The sequence below is a fragment of the Sphingomonas sp. SFZ2018-12 genome, from assembly GCF_022496715.1.
Lineage (GTDB): Bacteria > Pseudomonadota > Alphaproteobacteria > Sphingomonadales > Sphingomonadaceae > Sphingomonas.
Window position 1 is genome coordinate 973,590 of record NZ_WTFM01000001.1, and the last position, 23,733, is coordinate 997,322.

A 23,733-nucleotide genomic window follows, 5' to 3' on the forward strand; every position below is an offset into this window, starting at 1 on the left:
GCCAAGCTTCAAGTCTTTGTTAACCCACGGTAAGCCGCAAGTATCAAAATCTGGGGATGCTTATGCCCGGAGGCGCAGAAATCCTGACGGAGCGTTTAGGGCAAGGGGTCCAATCCGTGTCCGAGAATTCAGCCTCTTTGCCTTTTAACGAGCAGATGTCGGTAGCCGTGGGACGTCATCCAGCGTGCTCGTTCGAGGTGGGTCTCATGGAACTGACGCGCCCGGTCCGGTTCCAGGGCAGGATCGATCCCAAAGATGATCTGCACAACTTCGGTCCATTCCGCACCTTCGTCGGCGGCGTCAAGTAGCCGTAAATACGTGACAAAATGGCGCTCGTCGTACGGCGTTACCGTATTCGAGTGAGGCGGGCTGTCTTCAAAGGGAACGATCATCATGGTCCGAGCCTTTGGTTCCGACTCGTTTCTGCATCCACAGTCTCTTAGCACCAAGACCCACCAAAATGGCAAAAACTTGGCTTGTTCGACAACGGGCAGAGAATTGTACCGTCTCGCGGATAACCCGTGCGCGTTGCCAGCCTGCTGAACCCAGCCGAATTCCAGTCTTGAAGAGTATACTTCGTGGTTAAATACTCTGCAACGGTGGTGAGTTCGTGCAATGAAATTGCGCGAGGTCCTGGCTGCGAATCTGAAACGCTATCGGTTGGCTGCTGGCCTGTCGCAAGAGGAGCTTGCACATCGGGCCCATCTCGATCGGACCTATGTCAGCAGCCTTGAGCGTGGACGCTACAGTGCCTCGGTCGACAAGCTTGAGCATCTTTCCATAGCGCTCGGCATTGAAGCCTCAGAACTCCTTGTAAAAACGACGTCAGCAGATCCATGACAAAGGCGATGCCCCGCCCGGCAGGTGCCGGGCGGGGCTGGCTGTGCGGTCAGTCGCCGTTGGTGCGGCGCGCGCGCGACCAGATCAGATTGAAGCTCTTGCCGTCTTCGTCATCGAATAGGTTGGCAAAGATAGGAGCGGTGAAGCTGGGATCGTCGAGCTTGACCGAGAGATACTCGCGGCCTTCGTTCGAGGTCTTGGTCCAGGCGGCGCCGATTTCCGCGCGGCCGACGAAAACCCGGTGCGACGGCGCATTTTCGTTGTCGCTGGCTTCGGGGACGATGCGGACGTTCTTCTGCTGCACCGACATGGTGACGATCTCGCCCTTGTATTCGTTGCCGGTCTTGGTGAAAGTTCCGATGTTGGCCATGATGCATTCCTTCAAGTTGGTCGAACCCGCGCCCATCGCGGCCTCGATGGCTGGTTGAAGGCAGGGGCTTGCGCCCGCTGCACCGGAACGGCCGAAACGCAGTGGAGGACGACGGCCAGACGGCTTTCTTGCCTCGCGAGGAATGGGCGGCACGCCCAGGGGAAGAAAGTTGGCGCAGACGGCGTTGCAGCAAGGGATCAAGCGGCGAAGCCATCCCCTGCCAACCAAGGCCATTGAAGAGGCGGCATTGGGCTCGGGTCATACTTGACCGGGAGAAATGGCACTTCCCGGACTTCCAAGACCGAAATGCGATGAGAAAGGTGTCATCACCCGGTGTGCTTGCTAGTCGTCACCGCAATCGCAGATATCGGCAACGGCCATGAGCCAATCCGGGCCTTATTGAGATCAGCGCAATCGGTCCGCCACTGGCCAGCTCAAAACCGGCTGCGAATTCTCGGCCTCGCTCCGACCGCGCAAACGCCCAGACCAAGCTGACCCAAGAAGAGGGATGCAGAAACTGCCACTCGAACACAACGCCTGCCTCGAACTGGCCGATTTGGCCGTGCGAGCCCCGCCAGGCACCTGCCAGGCGGGCCTTCGAAAATGGCAAAGCTAGGGACGGGCGCGGCTCCATTGAGTCCAGGATGCAGCCGCGATTATCGCAGCGCCAAGCAATGACAAAGCGTGTTGCCATGCGCTTGGCGGCATGCTCGCCGCAGCAATGCCGTGGACTGCGTGATAGCCCGCAATGGCTGCGGGCGCGGCAAAGGCGAAGCCGACCGCAGCACGTGTCAGGTCGGACTTAGCGAACGCCAGTGTTAATTGGGCTGCAGCAAGCAGAATGATCGCGGATATGGCTGCGGCGGCGAGCGCAGTGAGAATGCCGCTATCGGTGCGGTAAGTCGCCGAACCCGCAAGAAACGCGACGAACAGCGGAAGCGCGTAGATCGAAAGGCGGAACAGAAGCGCGCAGCACAGGAATACTGCGACGATTATCAGGGCAAAGCCGATCAGCATGGCGTCCTCCTTGGAACCAAGGGCAAGGGACGCGCTCTCCACCTCCACCGCAGCGCAATGTGCAGGAAATTCATAGCAGAGATGCGCGACGGCTGGAATACCCGAAGGGCATCCAGCCATGCGGCGCAACGCAATCTGACGCGGTCAGGGATTGAACGGGTCATATTCGTGAATCACGCTGTCGGCATCGCCGTCGAATTCAGCCGTGGGAACGGCGGCGTAGCCGTTACCGGCGTGGAACAGGGTGACGCAGACCATCATGGTACGGGAGAGGCTCCAGGCGTGACGCTGTGCGATGGTGAGTGACATGTTCGAGCTCCTGTCTCGGAGCAGGGACCATCCCCGCTCGACAGGCCCCGGACAGACGGCGCAAAGCCGCAATCACCACGAAGGTGCAGCCGCAGTGGCCGCACGCGCAGCGTAGCGGACCCTTTACGGGTTGATTGAAGGAGGCTTGGGGTCGGCCAACGGATTGGCCTTTGAGAGCGGTGTGGTTTCCGAGGTGGCAAATCGGTCGTCTTCTGCACGCATGTTCGAATGCATTCCAAATGGGACAGATGTCTTCAGCTGAAAACTCAGAGCAAGCCCAACGACAGCAATGATGAAGTGAGCCCCAGCTATTGGATCACTTGCAAACCTAGGCAGTGGTGCTAGGCTACCAGCTTGACTCAGTAAATGAGGGGGTTGGCATGAATATGCACACACGGATCGCGCATTTTAAGCAAAAACTCGTCGAGCAAGGGTTAATAGATTCTGAAAGCAAAGGAGGTGAAGATCCTCGCAAATCTCACCCCACAGATCGAGAAATTCACGCCTTCACGCAATGGAAAGATAGTAACCCCAGGCCTTGGAATGATTGGCGCGATTTCACGAACTTTAAAGACTGGGAATCATGCGGCTACTAGATCATGGTAAATCACGTCAATCCCGTGGATTTGCTCATATTGCAGATGACCGAGTTCTGCAATATTGATTGCTCATATTGCTACCTACCTCATAGATCTTCAAAAAAGAAAATCACCAAACCAGTCATAACAGCTTCGCTTGAGCGTGTGTTCGAAAGCGCTGCCCAAGATAGGCCGTTTACATTGGTTTTCCACGCTGGAGAGCCGCTTACGGCGCCGCTTGATTTATTCCAACATGCTGCGGATGAAGCCCGACGCCTTTCGAATGAAAGAGTGTCTGTAAAGCTAAACGTGCAAACAAATGGGACATTGATAAATAAGACTTGGTGTGATTTCTTCATAAAGAATGACGTAAAAGTTGGTGTAAGTATAGATGGCCCGCAAGCTCTTACGGATTTGCATAGAAAATATAGATCTGGAGCTGGTGCATACGCGCCTGCGATTGCCGGAATACAGCTTCTTAAAGAAAATGGCATTCCATTTCATATAATTGCAGTTTTAACAAGTCATTCCTTGCAATTCCCGGGTGAAATCTATAGCTTTTTTAAGTCTATAGGCCCGACGTCCGTCGGATTCAATATAGATGAGCAAGATGGCATAAACAAAGACTCATCAATTTACGCCTGTGACGAAGCTCGTTACAGAGAATTTTGGAAGACTCTTTTCCGAATATGGGTCGATGATAACAGGTCCCTAGAAATTAGGGAATTTAAGGGAATTCTTGATCTTGTTGCTCACGGAGAGCAATCTGTGGATTTCATAAATTCCAATCAAACCAATCGAGCGTTCTCGATTGTGACTGTCAACACGGACGGTGGGATTTCGACATTTTCTCCGGAATTAATAGCCATCGATGGGGAGCAATCGTTCGTCTACGGAAACGTCCTCTCTGACAGCTTTGAGTACATACTAAGAAATCCAAAATTAATCCAAGATATTTCACAAATAAATCAAGGCGTAACGGCGTGCAGAGATAGTTGCGATTATTTCTTTTTCTGCGGTGGAGGGTCTCCATCAAATAAAATTGCAGAAACCGCATCGTTTGAAGCCACGCAGACAGAATATTGTAGGTTTGGAAAAATTGTCATTGTCGATGAAATTATGAAGTCATTTGATTAAATAGGTCAGGTGGTAATTCTACATGAGCCAGGTATCCATTTTGCTGCCGAAATTCGTTAGATCCAATTTGGATGATTTCATTGCGATTGCCGATGGGGTGGAGCAAGTCTGGGGTGCCTGCCCTTCCGGCGAGGTTCCATATGAGGATGGCGCGCTGATCCCCGCAGGGGAATGGAGGTTGCCGATGCCTGACGACCGGCTGGAAATTTCTCTAGCTCCGTCGAGCAGTAGTCCATTTGTTGCAATGATGGATTTGAAAGATGTGACAGAACCGTTGTGGACATTTGGCTGCGTCACACGAGAGAATATTAAAGATGTAAGGAAGAATGCGGCTGTCGAAATATGGTATGAATCTGTACTTTGGCCTTACATTCAGGAAATTTGGGGTGATATTGATTTGCGCTACAATGGGGCAAATGAGAATCCTCCAAATTGCATTACGACGACCGTCAATTACAGAACGGATAAATACCTTGGGCTTCATTTGGATACATGGGAAGTCATACCAATTTTAGATAGGAGGGGTTCTCTCTATAGACTATGTATTAATATAGGATTTGATGACAGGTATTTCATATTCGGCCTTACGCCAACCGACGAGTTTATGACTGACGACTATGAAAAATACTATTATAGCGGAAAGCTAAGGTACAGCTATACGGATCAAATCCGCGATCGAGCGCCAGATTTTGGGATGCGGCTTTGCCGACTCAGAATACCTCCTGGATTTGCCTAGATTGCTCCAACTGACCTACTCTTGCATGACGCGAGCACGGTAGGCGTCTCCAACTTCGGTGCAAGCTTTGCAGTTCGTGGCGCATTCCAATCATCAGAAAATGATTGGTCATTGGACTAAAATGAGGCTGCGAATTGAATTTGCCGGATTATGCGCTTTCCCTTCGGTACCTTAGTATCACAGCCGCTCAAGGACGTGGCCTGCGCCGCTGAAGCCCGCTTTCGGCTCCGCCGCTAAGTGCGAATTTTCATAGATCGGGGCGAGGCGATCATTCAATCACCCACACAGAAATCCCCAGCTTGCGGGCCTTGTCGACCAAATTGGCATTGATACCATTGCCCGGGCAGGCGACCACAGCCTTGGGCAGCGCTTCGATCATCTGATCGTTGCGGCGGAACGGTGCGGCCTTCTTGAACCGCTCCCAGTCGGGCCGGAACGGGATGTGGGTGATCTTGCGTGCCCGTGCCCAGAGCGAAGCGATGTGTTCGCCGCCGGTGGGATTGCCGCCGTGGAACAGGACCATGTCGGGATATTTGGCGAGAACCTTGTCGAGCACAGCCCAGATGCGGTTGTGATCCTGATAGGCAGGGCCGGAGGTGAACGCGATGCGTGTGCCGGTGGGCAGCATGGGTTCGATTTCCGAACGGCGCTTGGCGGCAAGAAAATCCCGGCTGTCGATCATCGCGGCGGTCATAGTGCGATGGTTGACGAGTGACCCGGTGCGCGGGGTCCAGGCCTTGCGGAAATGCAATTCGAACTGGTCTCCGGCGGCATCGCGCATAAATTCCATCGCATTGCGGCGTTCGATCAGACCAATGCCTTCGCGGATGAGGCGCTCAAGTTCGACCGACCTAACCTCGGAGCCATCCTGCTCGCGCTGGCTGCGCTTCTGGGCGTCTTCATTGTCGTCGAGCTCGCGCTGGATCCGGCTTTCGGCGCGGTGAAATAGGTTGGCGAGCGACCAGCATAGGTCCTCGAGATCTGGCTCGATCCGCGTGTCGATCATGGTGGCGATGAGGGCATCAAACATGTCGGCGACGGCGCCAGCGGCGATGCGTTCTTCGGGAAGCGGTCGCGGATCGGCTTCATCGGAGAAGGGGCGATAGCCGTAGAGGGCGATTTCATCGAGGAGATGGGCTGTGGCTGAAGTTTCGTGTTCGGGTTCTGAATCGGGCGTGATGGTCATTGCGTTGGTCCTTGGGGCTTTCGGACCGGGCACCTTGCCCGGCCTTCATGGGCGTCCCTCTGACCGGCTGACGCGAGGCTGCATCCGCATGGACCGAAGCGCAGCGGAGGATGGCGGGCGGGCGGCTATTTTGGTTCGCGATGGAAAGGCGCGGATGCGCCGCCGGAAAATAGCCGCATGACCGCCATTGCGGCCTCGCGGCAGCCGGTCTCTCGGACGCCGCTCGAAGAAGGCCGGGCTGGGCCAGGTCTTGGCTCAAATCCCATGCACGCGGCCATCGCCCCATCTTCCAACCCCGTATCGGCTCAGCCAATGTCGACGGAAAAGCGTGTCTGATCCTGCTGTCGGAGATGATGGCGGACCCGTTCCGTCAGTGCAGCAACGCCATGCTGGCTAAGGTCGTCATTGAAGTCAGCGAGGTCCGGCATGAGTGATACAAGTTCGATCCCGGCTGCCTGCGTGCGGTCGGTCAGGGTGCCAAACGCCGCGTCGCCTGCCACATCGCGGTCACGCGCGATATAGAGTCGCCGGAGTGTCGGCGGGAACAAGATCGCTGCGAGGTGTGCTGACGATGTTGCGGCTGCCATCGGCATGGTTGGCAGAACTTCGCGCAACGACAGCATGGTTTCGATGCCTTCGCCTGCGATCATGACATCATCCGCAGTTCCGAATCTTACGGCGTTGCCGAGGATGTTGCCCATCGCCCTGCGCGGCGATGCGACTTTGGCCTTCGCGCAGCCGGATGGATCGAGCCAGGTTCGATGGGTGCCGGTCTGAACGCCGTCGTTGTCGGTGACTGCTGCGATCAGCGCCGGAAAAGCGGCTGCAGTTTCTGGATCATCGTCCTCATTTGGTCTGTAGTAGCATCGCGGGTGAAAGCGCAGGGCTGGCAGGTCCGATACGCGTGTGATGCTACGTGATCGCAGGTAGGTGCTCGCGATCGATCCGGTCAGTGGTTTCGAGGCGGCAAACAGGCGTATGGCAGCGGTCGTGGATCCTGCGCGCGCGGGCATGGCGAATGACGCGGCACTGCGCTGATCGTCCGAAGCCGATGGTGGCAGGCTAAGGAAGCGTTCGGCTTCCTCAATGGTTTCGGAGAGACGCCCATGCCGCTGGTTGAGCCGGATGAGGTCGACGAGATCGCCATGTTCACCGGTTGCGGCATCGACCCAGTTGCCGATCGCGCCGCGCTCGGTTTCGAAAAGGCGGACATAGAGACTGCGCCCGGGCGTTCCGGCGACATCGCCAACCATCCAGTAACGGCCTTCACGCCTGCCTGCGGGCAGATAATGGCGGCAAACGGCCTGCACATTCTGTGCAAGCCGCTCCGACAACTCTGCCGCGCGCGTGGAGAGCTTGGCCATTTCAGGCCGCCTTCCGGTCGGCGATGCGCGTCAAAGGGTGCCGTTCGAACAGCCGCTCGATCACTGCCGACCCTGTCACCATGTCGTCAGGGACGAATAGACGCAGCTTCCAGCTGATGATCTCGGAGAACAGCCCCATGGCCTTGAGCCGGTCGACCGCCGTCGATCCGAACCCGGTGAGTTCAATCCGATTCATTTGCATTAGCCGAGACCGGCGCAGTTGCAGCCCATCGGCAAGGTCGAGCACCGCGTGCCCTTCACGCAGCAATGCGATTGCCTGTGGTGGAGAAAGGATTGGCACGTCTGGCCTGGCTGTCGCATTCGCTGCCCATGCTGCCGACACCCTGCGGCCGACAATGCGGGTGCCATCGTCGGTCTGGAGCCGGTAGACACGGGTTGATTCCTCGGGAAGCTGTTTCCAGATCGGCAGCAGCAGGCCGGTGACGATGTGCAGTTCGCTTGTCGTGAACTCATCGACTTGTGCCACCTCGTCTTGCCAGACTGCCCGGAATGTCCGCTCGTCCACCTCCTCCCAGTGGGTCTCGGGAAGGTGGGTCAGGGCGAAGTTCAGCCGCTCCATCGGCCGGATCAGTCGGATGCGGCGCTCAACCTCGCCATCGTCGAGCATAAGGCTGCGGGCGGGCAGCTGGACTGCAGCGCGCCGCGAGCGGGCATTGACCAACAGCCGCGCGCCGGGTTTTCGCAGCAGTTCGAGCGCCCGTTCTAGCGGCACGGGTTGGTTGCGCTCCTGCATTGCAATGCTGAGCAACCGGGTCTCTGCGCCCGTGGCCGGATGGACGTAGATCGGTTCGCTGGCTGTGATGGTAAAGCTATCTGCGGTGAGCGTTTCCAGCCCGAGATCGTAACTGCCCGCCGCAATTGCGCTTTCGACCTTAGCGCTGAGCAACTGCTCAAACACCGTGAACAGCACATTCTGCATCTCGATGGTGAGTGCCAGTAGCCGGTTCAGGAAGGTCGTGATTGGCGGCAGTTCGTCCTTGAGGCACCCGCTTCCGTCGGTCAGCGACAGGCCGGTCATGCTCTCGAAGGTGGCGAGCGAGCACTGCTCGACCTTTCCGGCATAGATCAGCACATAGAGCTGGCGCAGGGCATCGCGGGCATAGGAGCTTTCGAGATTGTCCTCGGGGCGGAACAGCCCCTGACCACCGGTCTGCCGCTGTCCGCGCGTGATTGCACCCAGAGTGTCGAGCCGCCGCGCGATTGTTGAGAGGAAGCGTTTCTCGGCCTGGACATTGGTGGCCACCGGCCGGAATAGCGGCGGCTGCGCCTGATTGGTGCGGTTGGTGCGGCCCAGGCCCTGGATCGCGGCATCGGCCTTCCAGCCTGCTTCCAGGAGATAGTGATGGCGGAGCCGCTGGTTTCTCGCGCCCAGATCGGCATGGTAGCTGCGTCCTGTGCCACCGGCATCGGAGAAGACAAGGATCTGCTTGCGGTCCTCCATGAACGCCTGCGCTTCGGCGAGGTTGGCATGGGCTGGCCGGTTCTCGACGGCGAGCCGGTCCCCATTGGCATCGAGTTTGCGGACGATCCGGCGCGAACGGCCGGTCACCTCGGCCACCATATCTGTCCCGAACCGTTGGACAATCTGATCGAGTGCGCATTGCACCGGTTCCAACGATGCCAGTTGCTCGATCAGCCGGTCGCGCCGTTCAATAGCCTCGCGGCACTGCACGACATTACCGTTTTCGTCATAGGCCGGGCGCGACGCGAGATTGCCATCACCGTCGGTGAAGCTTTCATGAAGCTGGGTCGGGAAGCTGTGGAGCAAATAGTCCAGAACGTATTCGCGGGGCGTGATGTCGATTTGAACGTCGTTCCACTCGCCCGGATCGATATCGGCGAGGCGGCGCGACAGCAGCGCTTCCCCCGTCGAGACGATCTGCACCACGGCGGCGTGGCCATCGGCAAGGCCCTGGTCGATCTCGGCGATCAGCGTTGGCGTCTTCATCGCCGTGATCAGGTGATTGAAGAAGCGCTGCTTGGCGGATTCAAATGCGGAACGGGCTGCCGACTTGGCATAGCGGTTGAGCGTGCCTTCGCTGCTCGTGACGTTGGCGGCTTCCAGCGCGGCGTCCAGGTTATTGTGGATGACCTGAAACGCTCCGGCATAGGCATCGTAGATGCGGACCTGGTCAGGGGTGAGCTGGTGCTCGATCAGCTCATATTCGACGCCCTCATAGGACAACGAACGGGCGGCATAGAGGCCGAGGGCTTTCAGGTCGCGGGCGAGCACCTCCATCGCTGCGACCCCGCCTGCTTCAATGGCTGCGATGAAATCGGTGCGCTTGTCGAACGGGAAGTCCGCACCACCCCAGAGGCCAAGCCGCTGGGCATAGGCTAGGTTTTCGACCGTCGTCGCGCCCGTCGCGGAGATATAGAGGATGCGGGCGTTGGGAAGCGCATGCTGCAGGCGCAGTCCGGCACGTCCCTGCTGCGAGGGGGCGCAATCGCCCCGTTTGGATGTGCCGCCACCGGCATTCTGCATGGCATGGCTTTCGTCGAAGACAATGACACCGTCGAAGTCGGTCCCCAGCCAATCGACGATCTGTTGGACGCGCGAAACCCGGTTTTCGCGCGCGTCGGAGCGTAGCGTGGCATAGGTTGTAAAAAGAATGCCCTGCTCGAGCCGGATGGGTGTGCCCTGACGGAACCGGGCGAGCGGGGTGACCAGCAAGGGCTCTTGCCCCAGAGCTTTCCAGTCGCGCTGCGCATCTTCGAGCAGCTTGTCGGACTTGGAAATCCAGACCGCGCGCGTTCGGCCCTTGAGCCAATTGTCGAGCACAATCCCTGCGACCTGACGCCCTTTGCCAGCGCCGGTGCCATCGCCGAGGAACCAGCCCTTGCGGAACCGGACGGCCGTGTCGCAGTCATCGGGCGCAGCTTCCACCCTGTCCCAGGTTGCATCGACGGACCAGCTGCCGGCGAGATGGTCGGCATGGGCCTCGCCCGCATAGATGACCGATTCGAGCTGGGCATCCGACAGTAATCCCTGTTCGACGAGACCAGCGGGCAGATGCGGGCGATAGCTCGGCTTGGGCGGCGCGACCGAGGACATCGCCGCGGATTGGACGAGGCGCGTCGGATGTGGCTGAGCGCCAGCGATGCGGATCGATTGGAGCGAGTAGGGCTCATAGAGCGATTCGGAGAGCTTGCCGTCGGTTGGAGGACACCAGTCGATCACATCATAGTCGAGCGGCACGCCGCATATTGCAGGGATCGGGGCTGTAGCCAGTTTAGGCCTTGGGCTGGCTTTGATCGCTTGTGAATTGCGGGCAGCTACCAGTGGCTGAAGAGCTGATGCGGAGATGGGCTGACGTGGCGGGAGGCTGTCGGCCAACCAGCGCAGCAAGGTCGCAAGATCGGGAGCCATGCCTCGCGATGCCGGAAATTGTGCTGGATTGTCTGCGGGAACCTTGTCGATAACGGTCAGCCGGGTTTCGACCGAGGTGCCGTGCGGTGCGAACACGCTGCCCGCTATCGCCGCGCTGAACACGACCCGGGCGTTGTCCTGCATCCGGACGAAACCATCACGCCATGCCTTGTGATCTGGCGCGCAGTTGGCCCCCGTGATCGCGACGAGCCGTCCACCGTCGGCAAGCCGCGCCACTGCTGATGACAGATGCCGGATGGCTGCATCGGCCACACGTGAATCAACATTCAGCGCTGCCGAGAACGGCGGGTTCATGATGATGCAACTCGGCACCACGCCAGCATCGAGCCGGTCGTGGATCTGTGCGGCGTCGTGCATGGACAGGGGCGAGCCTGCGAACAGGTTGCCAAGCAGGGCGGCACGCACGTCGGCGACTTCGTTCATTGCCAATCTGCATCCTGCCAGTTCAGCTTGGATGGCCAGCAGTCCCGTGCCTGCAGAAGGTTCGAGCACCAGTTCGCCCGGCAGAAAGCCCGCAGCAAACCCGGCCACCCATGCCAGTCCCAGCGGTGTCGAGAATTGCTGGTAGGCCTGCATCTCCTCGCTGCGCCGGGTTTGCGTGGGGGCAAGCCGGGCAATCCGTTCGACCAGTGTGAGCCGTTCGAACGCATCGGCGGTTCTGGCATGGATCGCCGGGCCGTAGCGACGAATGAACAGCAATTGCGCGACCTCGACGGCTTCGTAGGCGATCTTCCAGTCCCAGGCTCCTGTCGCATCGCTTGCGCCAAAGGCGGATTGCATGGCGGTGCGAATGGCGGGCGTGTCGATCCGGCGACCGGCGGCAAGGTGGCCGAGCAGGTCATGGGCTGCGGTGATGATCGCGGTAGCGGTTTGCTGCGGGCAAGCAGCGGCAAGCGGGCGCGCGGAGGCACCCGCCAAAGGCGAGTTGGTCATGTCGGAATTCCTTTAATGAAGTTGGGGTGGTGTAGGCCGGATCAGGCGGGCGGAGCGTAGGCCTCGTAGGGATTGTCCGGTGCGAGGTGCCCGAACGGTGTCATCACGTAGTCGCCGTGGTCGCGGCCAACTGCGCAAAGAACGTAGCGGGTTTCGCCGCTGGCAAGTTCGGTGCATTCCATCAACGCGAGTTCGCCTGCTTGTGCCGCTTTCAGCAGCGTCTCGAAATTGGCGCGGGCATGGTCAGGAATTGCCATGGCAAAGCTCCTTCTTCGGTGAGGGGGTGACAAGACACGCGGGGCGACCGAGGCCGCCCCGCGCGAGCGAAGTTCATTCGGCAGCGATCGCGAAGGCGTCGTCGGCGTCCGCCTGGTCGGCCTCATCCGCGAGGAAATCGGGCAGGTCGGCGATTTCAGCTTCATTTGCTTCGATAACCGGCAACCGCAGGGGTTCAGGCAGCCAGCCAGTGCCGCTCAGCAGCCGTTCGGCCTCGCGCGCCATGTCACCCTTCTTGAGATGTTCGATCAGGGCGGCGGTCGCATCGCCCTTGGCTTCGCGGACCGCTTCGATGATTCGGGGTTTGGTCACCCGCCCGAGGTAGTTGTCGACCGTTGGCGTCCAGCCAGCCTCGGCCATGTCGAGCCCGACGACTGCTGCCAGAGCATCAGCCGCTGCAATGCGCTGCGCAACGCCATGCGCCGAGATGCGTCCGTCATAGCCCTTGCTCGGCTCAAACAGTGCGTTGACGCCGTGGCTGACACAGTGGGCGAGCAGTGCCATCTGTTCATCCTGCGGCATAGCGGCGAGGGCGTCCCACAGCGCGTGTGGTTCATCCGGCAGCCTTTCACCCCAATGTTCTTGCCGCGCCTGGATCGACTGGCTCCAGACACTCTCGCGCAAGTTCGGTGCGACATTGCCGAGCCAGGCCTGGGTGACGCCGATCCGCACACAGCCATGAGTCCCGTGGGGACGGAACGCCGATAGGACGAGCGCATGGAGAAGGGCGAGGAACGCCGCCTGCGGAGCGTTGGCGAGTGCATCGCGCAGCGCGAGCGTGCGTTCAGCGGTGAGTTCGGAAACGAGCCTGTCAGGCAGCGGCTTGATCGCCTCATCTTCGTCGTCGTCACCACCGATTGGCGCCGCTTGCCCTGCCACGGTGACTGTCGCGCCATCGGACACGTCTGCGTTGGCACCGTTCGTACCGTCATTCTGGCCTTCAGCGACGGGTTCATCTTCAGGACGGACATAGCCGCGGTCGATCCGCAGGCGACCATCGTGGGTCAGCGAAATGAACACGCCGGCGCGCGCCATGTCGTCCGGATCGTAAACCGTGGGACGACTGTTCAAGGCGGTCAATTCGGCATCGATCTTGGTTAGCCGCGCATCGACTTCGTCGGGAAGGTCGCTGCCATCGCCGTAGTCGTCGCCAATGCGGTCATATTCCTCGACCAGCACATCGCGCCGTGCCTGCTCGTCGTTGGTCAACGGAACGGTCGTGCCGACGATCCGGCGTTTGCCGCGCTCGCAGCCATAGGGCAGGTCGACGGCGGCCTCGACCCATTTCCAGCCTTCGGCACCGATTTCCTGGGCGAGTTCCGAGAGTTTTTCGTTCACAAGCAATTCGACCAATGCGGGATCCTGCAACCAGCCATCCTCGTCCGATGAGAACAGGTCGCGCATCACATAGCCACCAGCCTCGGTGTAGGCGTCAATGCCAATGAACCGGACGCGGCGGTCGCTTGCAGAAATCGCATCTTCGGTCAGCAAGCGGCGGATGTGGTAAGCCGGCACATGGTGCCCCTGATTGACCTGTTCCCAGACCTGCTCCTGGCGCGCATGGTTGTCGGTGACCGAGAAGGCCATGAGCTGTTCGAGCGTGATGCCGTCCTCGCCATAGACCTCGAGCAGGGTGGGGGAGACCGACGCGAGCCGAAGGCGCTGGCGTACGGTCGACACCGAGACGAAGAACCGCGCGGCGATGTCTTCCTCGGACAGGCCCGCTTCGATCAGCGCGCTGAAGGCACGGAACTGGTCGAGCGGATGCAGCGCGACGCGCATGACGTTTTCAGCGAGCGAGTCCTCTTCGGCAATCCCGGCTTCGCGCACGACGCAAGGGACCGGTTGATCCTTCGCCATCCGCTTGGTCTTCACCAGCAATTCGAGCGCTCGGAAACGGCGGCCACCGGCCGGTACTTCGAACATGCCGGTTTCCTTGCCGTCGGCATCGAGCAAGGGGCGGACGTTGATGCTCTGGAGCAGGGTCCGGCGATAAATGTCCTCGGCCAGATCCTCGATCGAAAGGCCTGCTTTCACGCGCCGCACATTCTTCTGGCTCAGCACCAGCTGCGAAAACGGGATGTCGCGCGAGGCGCTGAGCACGAGCTTGGGCAATGTCTTGGTCATGGGGTTTCTCCATGACGGGCCGCCCGAAAGACTCTCTCTCAGGCCCGAACCCGTCACGAAGCGAAGCGCCGCCCTCTCACTCTGAGAAGGCAGCGCAACGCATGAGTAACGGGCTGAGCCCTGCTGGCTTAATGCACCCGGTCGAGCAGCTTCTTGGCCTTGCCCTCCATGTCGAGCCGGGCGTCTTGATGCGGCTTGGACCGCGCGAGCGCGGTGATGCCCTGAACGAAATCGAAGATCGATTCCGGTGGGCGGCCTTCCTCGGCGAGGACGGTCTCGATGATCCGGCCGGTTTCAGCCTTGGAGAATCCGCGCGCCCGGAGGAAATCCTGCCGGTCTTCGTCGCTGCGGGCGACAATTCGCTCCCGCGCGGTCTTGATGCCGTTGATGAACGGCTGCGGCGAGGAATTGGCAAAGTTCAGCAGCGCCGGTTCGGCTTCATGGGCAAAGCGGTTCGCGGCATATTTGCTGTGGCGAATGCTGATCTCCTCGAAGTCCTCCACCCCCCACAGGTTCCGGTTCTGGCAGACCGCGCGCAGGTAGAAGCTCGCCATGCCGAGCGTCTTGGCGCCGACCTCGGAGTTCCAGCAGTAGAACCCGCGGAAGTAGAGATCGGGCGATCCGTCGGGCAGCCGCCCGGCTTCGATCGGGTTGCAATCATCGACCAGAAACAGGAAGACGTCGCGATCCGACGCATAGAGCGTGGTCGTATCCTTCGAGATGTCGACGTTAGGGTTGTAGACCCCGGTCGACCAGTCGAGCACGCCCGGAACCTTCCAGCGTGTGTCGCCGGTGCCGTTGCCAGCGATCTTCTGCACGGCTTCGACGAGTTCGTGGTCGTAGATCCGGCCATAGTCGGGCCCGGTCACGGCGCGCAGTTCGAGCCGGCCCCCGGAAACTGGATCGTCTGTTTCGAGCGTTTTGATCTGCTCGGCTCGGTTGGAGGTCAGCCCGTATTGCAGATTGATCGCGGCCAGCGGCGCCGGAAGTTGGCGCAGATAGGCAGCAGGAGCGCCTACCTGGCTGGCCAGTTGCCCAAAGCTCCAGTGAGTTGGCGTCACCGGTGCCTCGGCACCTGGCAACATGAGAGCCAGGCGTTCCGGATCATTGCGGTTTGCTTCGACATGGATCAGCGCCGTCTCGACCACGCGCGTCCGGCTCCGGTCAGACCGACCGCGCACTGATCGGGCCAGATCGCCCAGTGACAGAAACCTCTCATCATCTGGGCGCGAGAACCACTCCGACGACACCCGACCCACGCGCGAGCCGCGCGAGACATCGACCTTGTAACCGCCGCTTGAGTCGCGGCGCGTATCGAGAACCTGCATATCCATGGGAAGATCTCCATGACGGCTGGCCGGGAGCCTCTCTCTCGACCCTCAACCCGTCACGGCGAAGCCCGCCAGACTCTCACTCTCCCCCCTCAACGCTTACAACCGCGCGAGCGGCCAGCGAGATCGCCAAAGCAAGAAACTGCACCCTGAACGAGGCGGAGCATCGCGTCATCGCTCGCGCAGGCGGAAAGCCGGGGCCTGTCGGCTTTCTCGGCCTGCACTTCGGACGATGTCCGCCGGATCAGAGTGCGTGCGGGGGCCCATGCGTCAGGCACCGCGCCCTCAGGAGCAGGGCAGGCAGCCCTGCGGGACAGAGCGCGTCAGCAGCCCCGCTCTTCGTTTCGGGGCGTTGCGGGGTGTCCCCGCTGAGGTGGGTGTGAAGAAGCCGCGCAGCGGCTTCGACCAGGGAGGAAACGTCCTCCCGCACATCGAAAATCAAGCCTCTACGCCAGGCTACGAAACACGTTGATTACGTGGCGATTACGTGGCTCTCGACAGCCCCTCGGGAGGGGTGTATATTTGCAACTAAGTCGTTGAGAATTTTGGTGGACGCACTTGGGCTCGAACCAAGGACCCGCTGATTAAGAGCCATGATCAGAGGGTCCTAGCGCGTCCGCATGGGTCCAAGAATGGCGGAAATCTGCGATTCATAGTCCGCATTGTTCTTGAAATGTTCGCCAGTATCCACTACAAAAAGCTACCTAAGGTAGCAGGTGCATATGGCGAACAAAGTAGGTTTGACGGATGCGAAGATCGCAGGGCTGAAGGCGCCGACTGCGGGTCAGGTTGAGCTCGCCGATGGTATCGTACCCGGCCTTAGGCTCCGCATGGGTGCCAGTGGTATCAAGACGTACATTCTGCGCAAGCGGGTTCAGGGCAAATGGTTGAATGTGACAATCGGACGCCATGGGCCAAGCTTTACACTGGCCCATGCCCGAAAGAAGGCGCGCGATCTGCTTGTCGATGTCGAGCAGGGCAAGAGCATCGCCAGAAAGGCGGGGGCAAAGAGAAAGGGATCAAAAGGGGTCGGGACAGTCGCGGAACTCTACGAGACGTACCTTGCTCAGCAGATCGAGGGCAAAAAGCGGAGCGCGAGGGAGTTCGATCGAGTGTTCCGAAAATACATCGAGCCCGAGATTGGAGACCGGCTCGCGGACTCCATTACCCGAAGTGACGTGAGCCGCTTCGTTGAGAAAATTGCGTTCGAGCGGGGCAAGGAAACCCTGACGATGGCGCGCATCGTGTATCGCCATCTTTCGACCTTCTACACGTGGGCGCTCACCAGACTTGAGCATATGCCAGCCAACCCCTGCCGGGATGCGTGGCGCCCGAAGCGGAATGAGCCTCGCGACCGTGTACTCAGCGACCGTGAGCTTGCTGCGCTGTGGCAATCTGCTGTTGAGGATGGCTATCCGTTCGGCCATCTCGTGCAGATGCTTATTCTTACGGCTCAACGCAGAGGTGAAGTGCTTGATGCGGCGTGCGATGAGTTCGACTTCAAGGCGAAAGTCTGGACAGTTCCAGGCGACCGAGCGAAAAACGGCAAAGCGAATGTGGTGCCGCTATCCGCCCAGGCCCTGGCAGTCATCACCGAGATATTCATGGCGGCTGGGATTGACCCCGATGACGCTCACAAGCAATCCCAGATCCTGTTGGCTTCGAAGGTCACCAATACGAACAGTGTCAGCGGACTATCCAAGGCCTGGAAACGGATCAGAGCAAGCGTGGACGAGAAGCTCGGCTACGAGGCCGGACACTTCACCATGCATGATATTCGACGGACGGTAGCGACCGGCCTCCAGCGTCTTGGCATACCGTTGGTGGTTTCTGAGGCGGTCCTCAATCACCAGTCAGGATCAGCTATGGCTGGCGTCGCTGGGGTCTATCACCGTCACCAGTATACCAACGAGAAACGGGAGGCGTTGGCGCTGTGGGGTAAGGAGGTAATGCAGATTGCAGCCAAGTACCCCGTCGAAGTCAAAGACGGCTAATCTCACTGGGGTACGCAACCGCTACAAATCCGCCCAGTTAGAAACCGCAGGATGATGGGCCGTGCTATGGCCATCGTGGGTCGATCTTTAGAAACGCCATTGTCGAAGGACCTCTTGGACATATCCGGGCGTCTCGCCATTCCGGGGAATGCCGCCTGCGCGTTCCACTGCGCCGGGACCCGCATTGTAGGCAGCCACCGCGAGGTGAACCACGCCGAACCTGTCGAGCATCTGCCGCAGATACCGCGCCGCGCCGAAGATGTTGGCCATAGGATCGAAGCGATTGAAGACCCCGAGTTCTTTTGCCGTCGCTGGCATCAGCTGTCCAAGACCTGCTGCGCCTGCAGGGCTGACGGCGAAGGGGTTATATCGAGATTCTGTCCATACGAGCGCATCGAGCAGGCCCGCGGGCAATGAGTACTTCGCTTCCGCCGCATAGATGTGGGGAAGGTAGCTTGCTCGCCTGAAGTCGGCGGGGCCAGGTTTGGCCTTGGGTTCGTATCTGTATGGCAGGTTCACCCGGCCATTTTGTGGTACAATGAAACCCGATGCCGGGCCCGCCTGACGGGATGACCACAGCCCATGCTCGACCAGCTGGAAGCCGTTCGATGTTTCAGCAATTCGGATGCCTTCGGAGTGACTGGCGGGGGCTTCGATTGTGGCTGGCGCGGACAAATCCTGGGCTCTGGCGGAGGTAGCAGAGGTTATCGCGAAGCCTGCGACCAAGATAGCTTTCATTGTCATTTCTCGATCCTTGTCTAGCCGAATCGAGTGAGAACATATAAAGAACAAGCGATGTAGGAAAATTGGATTGGCGCGAGTGCAGAGCGGAGGCTGCGCGGGGAGGGCACCTCAACCGGAGAAGGTCGATGCCCCCGTTAGACAAAGTTCATCAACTCGAACGCCGCGCCCGCACGATCGTTGAAAGCCTTCAGGGTACATGGGGTCGGGGCAAAGGCATGTGCTGCTGCCCCGCGCACGACGACCGCACTCCCTCACTGAGCGTGACACTGGGTCGCAAAGCGATCCTGTTCCATTGCTTCGCGGGATGCTCGAACGAGGAGGTCATAGCGGCACTGGACCGCCAGGGTGTTCGCAGCCGTGACCTGTTCGATGGCTCTAGTGCCGTGGCCGCTGATCAACAGGAAAATAGGGCCTTCAATTCCAATGCGCGGCGTTTGTGGCACTCGGCGACGGCGATCTCCGACAGCCCTGCCGAAGGATACCTCGCGCTGCGCGGGATCCTGCGTGCCTCTGATCAGCTCCGTTATCTCGAGCGCACGCCGCTCGGACCACGTGGTGCGGTCCAGTTCCTCCCTGCAATGTTGGCGGCCGTCACGACTGACATGGGCATAATCGCGATCCACAGGACATTTCTCGACGCGCCGAGCGCAAAGCTCGCCGCTTTCGATCGGCCGAAGCGTGCATTGGGAAGCTTCGGCTGTGGTGCAGTCAGACTTGCCCGGCCAGCCGCAGGCCGGTTGGGCCTTGCCGAAGGTATCGAAAGCGCCCTTTCGGCCATGCAGATGTTTGGCGTCCCTTGCTGGGCAACGCTCGGTAACGAGCGGTTCGGCCTCGTCGCGATTCCAGAGAGTGTGCGCGAACTCCACTTGTTCATCGACAATGATCCCGCAGGCGAACTCGCAGATCAGCGTGCGCGAAAGGCTTATTCTGCATCGGGCCGTGTGATCCACTCGCGAGCGCCAGCATTGACCGGTTTCGACTGGAACGATGAACTCAAGGCGAGGCTCGCTCGGAAAACCTGATCAGCGAGCCAGAGGGGAGGGGGCCTTCGGCTGATTGAGGCCTGCGAGACGCAGGACCTCGTCAGGAGGTTTCCCATGTCCAACACTTCCCTCGCCTTCGCATTCGATCCACCATCTCCGCCGCTTGTCGTGACGGCAGCCAAAGCAATGGCATTGCAATTGGCAGCAGGCAGCGCGCTTTCGCGCAGCGACATCAACCGCATCATGACGGACCACTTCGGCGGAACCGATGCACTCGGGGCATGGTCAGTCCGTGATGCTCACGCTGCGCTCGAGCTGGCGCAGGTTCAACACCTGCAAGCATCAGATCAAATCCAGCCCACGAGCCCGATCGACGAGGCGGAACAATTCTTCTGCGGTCTCGATGCCCGAGTTCCGACCCAGACCAATCGCAGCGACGAGCAGATCGAATGGCAGCAATTCGCAACGCCGCCGTGCCTCGCCTGGCTCGCTGCCCGGGCTTGCGCGCTGGGTACCGACGAGCTTGTGCTCGAACCCTCGGCCGGAACGGGCATGCTCGCGGTCTGGGCTGCCAAAGCCGGAGCCCGCCTAGTCCTGAACGAAATTTCACCGCTACGCCGCGACTGCCTGACTGCGGTATTCCCGGATGCCCGCGTGACTGGACATGATGCCGAGCTGATCGACGAATTGCTCGATCCGGCCATCAGCCCCAGCGTCGTGCTGATGAACCCGCCCTATTCTCACGGGATCGAGCGGGGCCACGATGGCCGCACTGGGGCGAGGCATCTGCGATCGGCCTGGAACCGTCTGGCGTCCGGGGGGCGGCTTGTCGCGATCATGCCTGAATGGTTCGACTGCGTGCGGTTTTTGGCCGGGGCGAAAGGGCCAGTTTCGCTGAGGCTCAATGCCGCCGTCGAACGCGCGTTCGTCAGGCAGGGCACGGGCATTACCACGCGGCTGTTGGTCTTCGACAAGGTGGAAGACTCCAATGAGCCTGTCGCCATCCGCACAAACGACTTTCGCCAGCTGGTCGATATTGTCGATGCCTTGCCGGATCGCGCCATCTTGGATGCCGTTCCCGAGCAATCGAGCCTCCCGGCTCGTGCGCCGTTTCGCCTGGTGGCGGTGCCGCGCAGGCCGCTGCCTGCACCAGCCAGGATCACTCCTTCAGCCTCCGCCATCGGGTCGCTCACCTACCAGTCGCTTGAAACCCCTGCGCCGGTCGCCCCTCAGGTTGGCCACTATCTGCCCTATCGCCCGAGCAGGATCGTAATCGATGGCGCGGCCGAGCATCCGACGCCGCTTGTTGAGTCCGTCGCCATGGGGTCGATCGCTGCTCCGATGGCTGACGCAGTGCCGCAGCTTCCCGACGGGCTGATTGCCAAGGGACTGTTGTCGGCTGCTCAGGCGGAGACCCTGATCTATGCTGCAAGTGCCCATGCGCGCGATTTACCCGGCCGGTTCGAGCCAGAGGACAAGGGCTGTTCTCTCAAGGCATCCGCGGAAGGCCAGACCTATCGACTGGGCTATTTTCTTGGGGACGGCACCGGCGCTGGTAAAGGCCGCCAGGTCGCAAGCGTCATTCTCGATCGCTGGGTGCACGGCGAACGCCGCCATATCTGGATTTCGAAGAACGAGGCGTTGCTCGAAGATGCCCGGCGCGACTGGGCTGCGCTTGGCGGCCTCCCGATCGACATCCAACCTCTGGCGTCCTGGAAACTCGGCACCTCCATCGCGATGCGCGAGGGGATCCTCTTCGTGACCTATCCGACCTTGCGTTCGGGTCGAAACGACGCAACGCGCCTTGACCAGATCCTCGCTTGGGCCGGTGAGGATTTCGACGGCGTGATCGTGTTCGACGAAGCGCACGCCATGGCCAACGCTGCCGGCGGTGAAGGATCGCGCGGCAAGGTCAAGGGATCGGAGCAAGGCATTGCCGGGGTGCGTCTGCAGAACCTCCTGCCCCGGGCGCGCGTGCTGTACGCCTCGGCAACCGGTGCGTCCGACGTCAACAACCTGGCCTATGCGACGCGCCTCGGGCTCTGGGGTCCGGAGACCGCCTTCGCCAATCGCGAGGCTTTCGTTGCCGACATTCGCGACGGCGGCATCGCCGCGATGGAATTGGTTGCGCGGGACCTCAAGTCGCTCGGACTCTACACAGCCCGGGCCCTTTCATTCGCCGGTGTCGAATATGAGATCCTCGAGCATTGCCTGACCGAGGATCAGATCGCGATCTACGATGCCTACGCCGAAGCCTGGGCGATCATTCACGCCAACCTGCGCGACGCGCTGGAGGCGACGCGGATCGTCGACTGCGAAACCGGAGGGACGCTCAACTCTGGTGCCAAGTCCGCAGCGCTATCGATCTTCGAGGGAACCAAGCAGCGCTTCTTTGCGCAGCTGCTTCTGTCGATGAAGCTCCCCAGCTTGCTGCCCGCGATCGATACGGCGATTGCTGATGGTCACGCTGTGGTCGTCCAGCTGGTTTCGACGGCAGAAGCGATGCTTGATCGACGACTTGCCGACCTGTCTGTCGAGGAGCGCGAAGCTCTCGAGATCGACCTCTCCCCAAGGGAATACGTGATCGACTATCTCGCCAAGAGCTTTCCTGTCCGCCTGATGGCGGTGTTCACCGACGAAAACGGCAATCCTCGCTCCGAGCCGATGAGTGACGAGCATGGCGCTCCTGTGCTCTGTCGCTCTGCGCTTGCCGCGCGCGACCGGATGATCGAGCAGCTCTGTGCCTTGCCGCCTATCGCCACAGCCCTCGATGCTGTAATCGAACGCTTCGGCGTTGACCAGGTTGCGGAAGTCACCGGTCGCACCCGTCGGCTCATCGTCGACCGCGATGGTCGCCAGAAACTCCAATCCCGCTCGCCGCGCGCCAATGTCGCCGAGACCCAGGCCTTTATGGACGGCGCCAAGCGCATCCTGGTATTCTCCGATGCCGGGGGAACTGGACGCAGCTACCATGCAGATCTGGCTGCGAAGAACCAGTCTCGCCGCGTCCACTTCCTGCTTGAGCCGGGTTGGCGAGCTGACGCCGCAATCCAGGGGCTCGGCCGGACCAATCGTACCAATCAGGCATCTGCGCCGCTGTTCAGACCAGTGACCACCGATGTACGTGGTGAGCGCCGGTTCATCTCGACAATCGCGCGGCGGCTCGACAGTCTCGGTGCGTTGACCCGCGGGCAGCGCCAGACCGGCGGGCAGAACCTGTTCGATCCGGCCGACAATCTCGAAAGCATCTACGCCAAGGAGGCGCTCCATCGCTGGTTCGGGCTGTTGTTCACCGGCAAGCTTGAAGCGGTCAGCCTCGGGCGCTTTCAGGAGCTGACGGGCCTCAAGATCGAAGCGCCCGATGGGTCAATGATCGATGACCTGCCGTCGATCCAGCGCTGGCTCAATCGTATCCTGGCGCTACCCATTGCCCTGCAGAACGCGATCTTCGATGAGTTCATCGGGCTGGTCGAAGCGCGCATTGATGCCGCCCGTCAGGCCGGCACACTCGATCTCGGCCTCGAGACCATCGTAGTCGAGGACTTCGCGGTCCTGTCCGACACGCTGCTGCGCACCGATCCGGCATCGGGCGCGACTACCCATCTGCTGGAGCTGGAAATCGCCAGAGCCCTGAAGCCGCTGACGTTGAAGCGGCTCGAGGAGCTTCACGGCCTCGCTGGGCAGCGGCAACGGCCGGTTCGAAATGCTCGCTCAGGCCGGGTTGCCTTGCTCGTGCCTGCCCGCAGTATTCTTGCTGATGACGGCACCCGCGTTTCCCGCTTAGAACTGCTGCGCCCGTTGAAGCGCACGCACATCACCGAGGATCAGCTCGCTGAGAGCAGCTGGGAGGCAATTTCCGTCGACGCTTTTCGCGAGGCCTGGGCAGCCGAGGTTGAGGAAGCGCGGTCGAGCCACAAGCGCGAGCGCTTGTATCTTGCGACGGGCCTCCTGCTGCCGGTCTGGGACAAGCTCCCTTCGGATTTCGTGAGGGTGAGCCGCATCTCGGCGGCGGATGGCCGTTCGCTCCTCGGCCGCGAGGTTCCCGTTCATTCTGTGCCGGAGCTGTGCCGGGCGCTGGGTCTCGAGCGCGAGCTGACGCTGTCCGCCGATGAAATCGTGCGGACCGTTCTTGCGACTGGCCGGGCCATGGAATTTGCGGGCCGCGAGCAGCTCATGGTCAAACGCAGCCTGGTCAATGGCTCTCAGCGAATTGAGCTCACTGGTTGGAGCGTAGCCCGCCTCGACTGGTACAAGGCCCAAGGCTGTTTTACCGAGATCATCCGCTACCAGACCCGGCTTTTCGTGCCGATCGAAGGCGCAGCGAGCGTGATTGCCAGACTGGCAGCATCGGCATAGCTTCTTGCCATATGGCATCCGTTGCTGTATATGATGCCAT

General features: G+C 60.3%; 17 protein-coding genes. 6 read left to right on the forward strand and 11 right to left on the reverse strand.

Annotated elements, in window-relative coordinates; all coding sequences use genetic code 11:
- Positions 1-128: 128 nt before the first annotated feature.
- Positions 129-395, reverse strand: coding sequence for a DUF2285 domain-containing protein (locus GO308_RS04505; RefSeq protein ID WP_072378573.1), 267 nt, complete (start codon positions 393-395; stop codon positions 129-131).
- Between the two features lie 220 nt (positions 396-615).
- Between GO308_RS04505 and GO308_RS04510 the strand changes: the two genes are divergently transcribed.
- Positions 616-840 carry a helix-turn-helix transcriptional regulator gene (locus tag GO308_RS04510; RefSeq protein WP_072378565.1) on the forward strand — a complete coding sequence of 75 codons (225 nt, stop codon included), beginning with the start codon at positions 616-618 and terminating at the stop codon, positions 838-840.
- 49 nt (positions 841-889) lie between these two features.
- Here the strand turns inward: GO308_RS04510 and GO308_RS04515 are convergent, their stop codons facing one another.
- From GO308_RS04515 to GO308_RS04525, 3 genes are all read right to left on the reverse strand, one after another.
- Positions 890-1,210: a DUF736 domain-containing protein gene (locus tag GO308_RS04515; protein ID WP_066479338.1), complete on the reverse strand. Its 321-nt coding sequence runs from the start codon at positions 1,208-1,210 to the stop codon at positions 890-892.
- Between the two features lie 612 nt (positions 1,211-1,822).
- A complete protein-coding gene (locus GO308_RS04520) occupies positions 1,823-2,227 on the reverse strand; it encodes a hypothetical protein (RefSeq protein ID WP_072379954.1) in 405 nt (134 codons plus the stop codon).
- 144 nt (positions 2,228-2,371) lie between these two features.
- Complete coding sequence (locus GO308_RS04525; RefSeq protein WP_156443486.1) at positions 2,372-2,536, reverse strand: hypothetical protein; 165 nt, start codon at positions 2,534-2,536, stop codon at positions 2,372-2,374.
- 641 nt (positions 2,537-3,177) lie between these two features.
- On the opposite strand from GO308_RS04525, the gene grrM reads away from it, so the two are divergent.
- Together grrM and GO308_RS04535 are read left to right on the forward strand one after the other, a co-directional pair.
- On the forward strand, positions 3,178-4,251 hold the full coding sequence (gene grrM / locus GO308_RS04530; RefSeq protein WP_171955286.1) for a cyclophane-forming radical SAM/SPASM peptide maturase GrrM/OscB: 1,074 nt from the start codon (positions 3,178-3,180) through the stop codon (positions 4,249-4,251).
- Between the two features lie 22 nt (positions 4,252-4,273).
- A complete protein-coding gene (locus GO308_RS04535; RefSeq protein WP_240884051.1) occupies positions 4,274-4,987 on the forward strand; it encodes a hypothetical protein in 714 nt (237 codons plus the stop codon).
- 268 nt (positions 4,988-5,255) lie between these two features.
- Here the strand turns inward: GO308_RS04535 and GO308_RS04540 are convergent, their stop codons facing one another.
- The 6 genes from GO308_RS04540 to GO308_RS04565 all read right to left on the reverse strand — a co-directional run bounded on the left by GO308_RS04540 (position 5,256) and on the right by GO308_RS04565 (position 15,619).
- Positions 5,256-6,173, reverse strand: a complete 918-nt coding sequence (locus tag GO308_RS04540; protein ID WP_066531875.1) for a DUF2493 domain-containing protein — start codon at positions 6,171-6,173, stop codon at positions 5,256-5,258.
- 305 nt (positions 6,174-6,478) lie between these two features.
- Positions 6,479-7,537 carry a toprim domain-containing protein gene (locus GO308_RS04545; protein ID WP_066531873.1) on the reverse strand — a complete coding sequence of 353 codons (1,059 nt, stop codon included), beginning with the start codon at positions 7,535-7,537 and terminating at the stop codon, positions 6,479-6,481.
- Between the two features lies 1 nt (position 7,538).
- Complete coding sequence (locus GO308_RS04550) at positions 7,539-11,882, reverse strand: strawberry notch-like NTP hydrolase domain-containing protein (protein WP_240884053.1); 4,344 nt, start codon at positions 11,880-11,882, stop codon at positions 7,539-7,541.
- Positions 11,883-11,923: 41 nt separating this feature from the next.
- Positions 11,924-12,139: a DUF6117 family protein gene (locus GO308_RS04555; RefSeq protein ID WP_066532709.1), complete on the reverse strand. Its 216-nt coding sequence runs from the start codon at positions 12,137-12,139 to the stop codon at positions 11,924-11,926.
- 73 nt (positions 12,140-12,212) lie between these two features.
- Positions 12,213-14,285: a ParB/RepB/Spo0J family partition protein gene (locus GO308_RS04560; RefSeq protein ID WP_240884055.1), complete on the reverse strand. Its 2,073-nt coding sequence runs from the start codon at positions 14,283-14,285 to the stop codon at positions 12,213-12,215.
- 128 nt (positions 14,286-14,413) lie between these two features.
- Positions 14,414-15,619 (reverse strand): hypothetical protein, encoded by a 1,206-nt coding sequence (locus GO308_RS04565; protein ID WP_066532715.1) that lies wholly within the window; start codon positions 15,617-15,619, stop codon positions 14,414-14,416.
- A 719-nt stretch (positions 15,620-16,338) separates the two neighbouring features.
- Between GO308_RS04565 and GO308_RS04570 the strand changes: the two genes are divergently transcribed.
- Positions 16,339-17,610, forward strand: coding sequence for a site-specific integrase (locus tag GO308_RS04570; protein WP_240884057.1), 1,272 nt, complete (start codon positions 16,339-16,341; stop codon positions 17,608-17,610).
- An 87-nt stretch (positions 17,611-17,697) separates the two neighbouring features.
- On the opposite strand, the gene GO308_RS04575 is transcribed toward GO308_RS04570, so the two are convergent.
- A complete protein-coding gene (locus tag GO308_RS04575; RefSeq protein WP_240884059.1) occupies positions 17,698-18,354 on the reverse strand; it encodes a transglycosylase SLT domain-containing protein in 657 nt (218 codons plus the stop codon).
- Positions 18,355-18,479: 125 nt separating this feature from the next.
- Here GO308_RS04575 and GO308_RS04580 point away from each other — a divergent pair, with 125 nt between their 5' ends.
- Together GO308_RS04580 and GO308_RS04585 are read left to right on the forward strand one after the other, a co-directional pair.
- Positions 18,480-19,376, forward strand: coding sequence for a toprim domain-containing protein (locus GO308_RS04580; RefSeq protein ID WP_240884063.1), 897 nt, complete (start codon positions 18,480-18,482; stop codon positions 19,374-19,376).
- Positions 19,377-19,451: 75 nt separating this feature from the next.
- Entirely contained in the window at positions 19,452-23,693 is a 4,242-nt protein-coding gene (locus GO308_RS04585; RefSeq protein WP_240884064.1) for a strawberry notch-like NTP hydrolase domain-containing protein, read from the forward strand.
- Positions 23,694-23,733 lie beyond the last annotated feature (40 nt).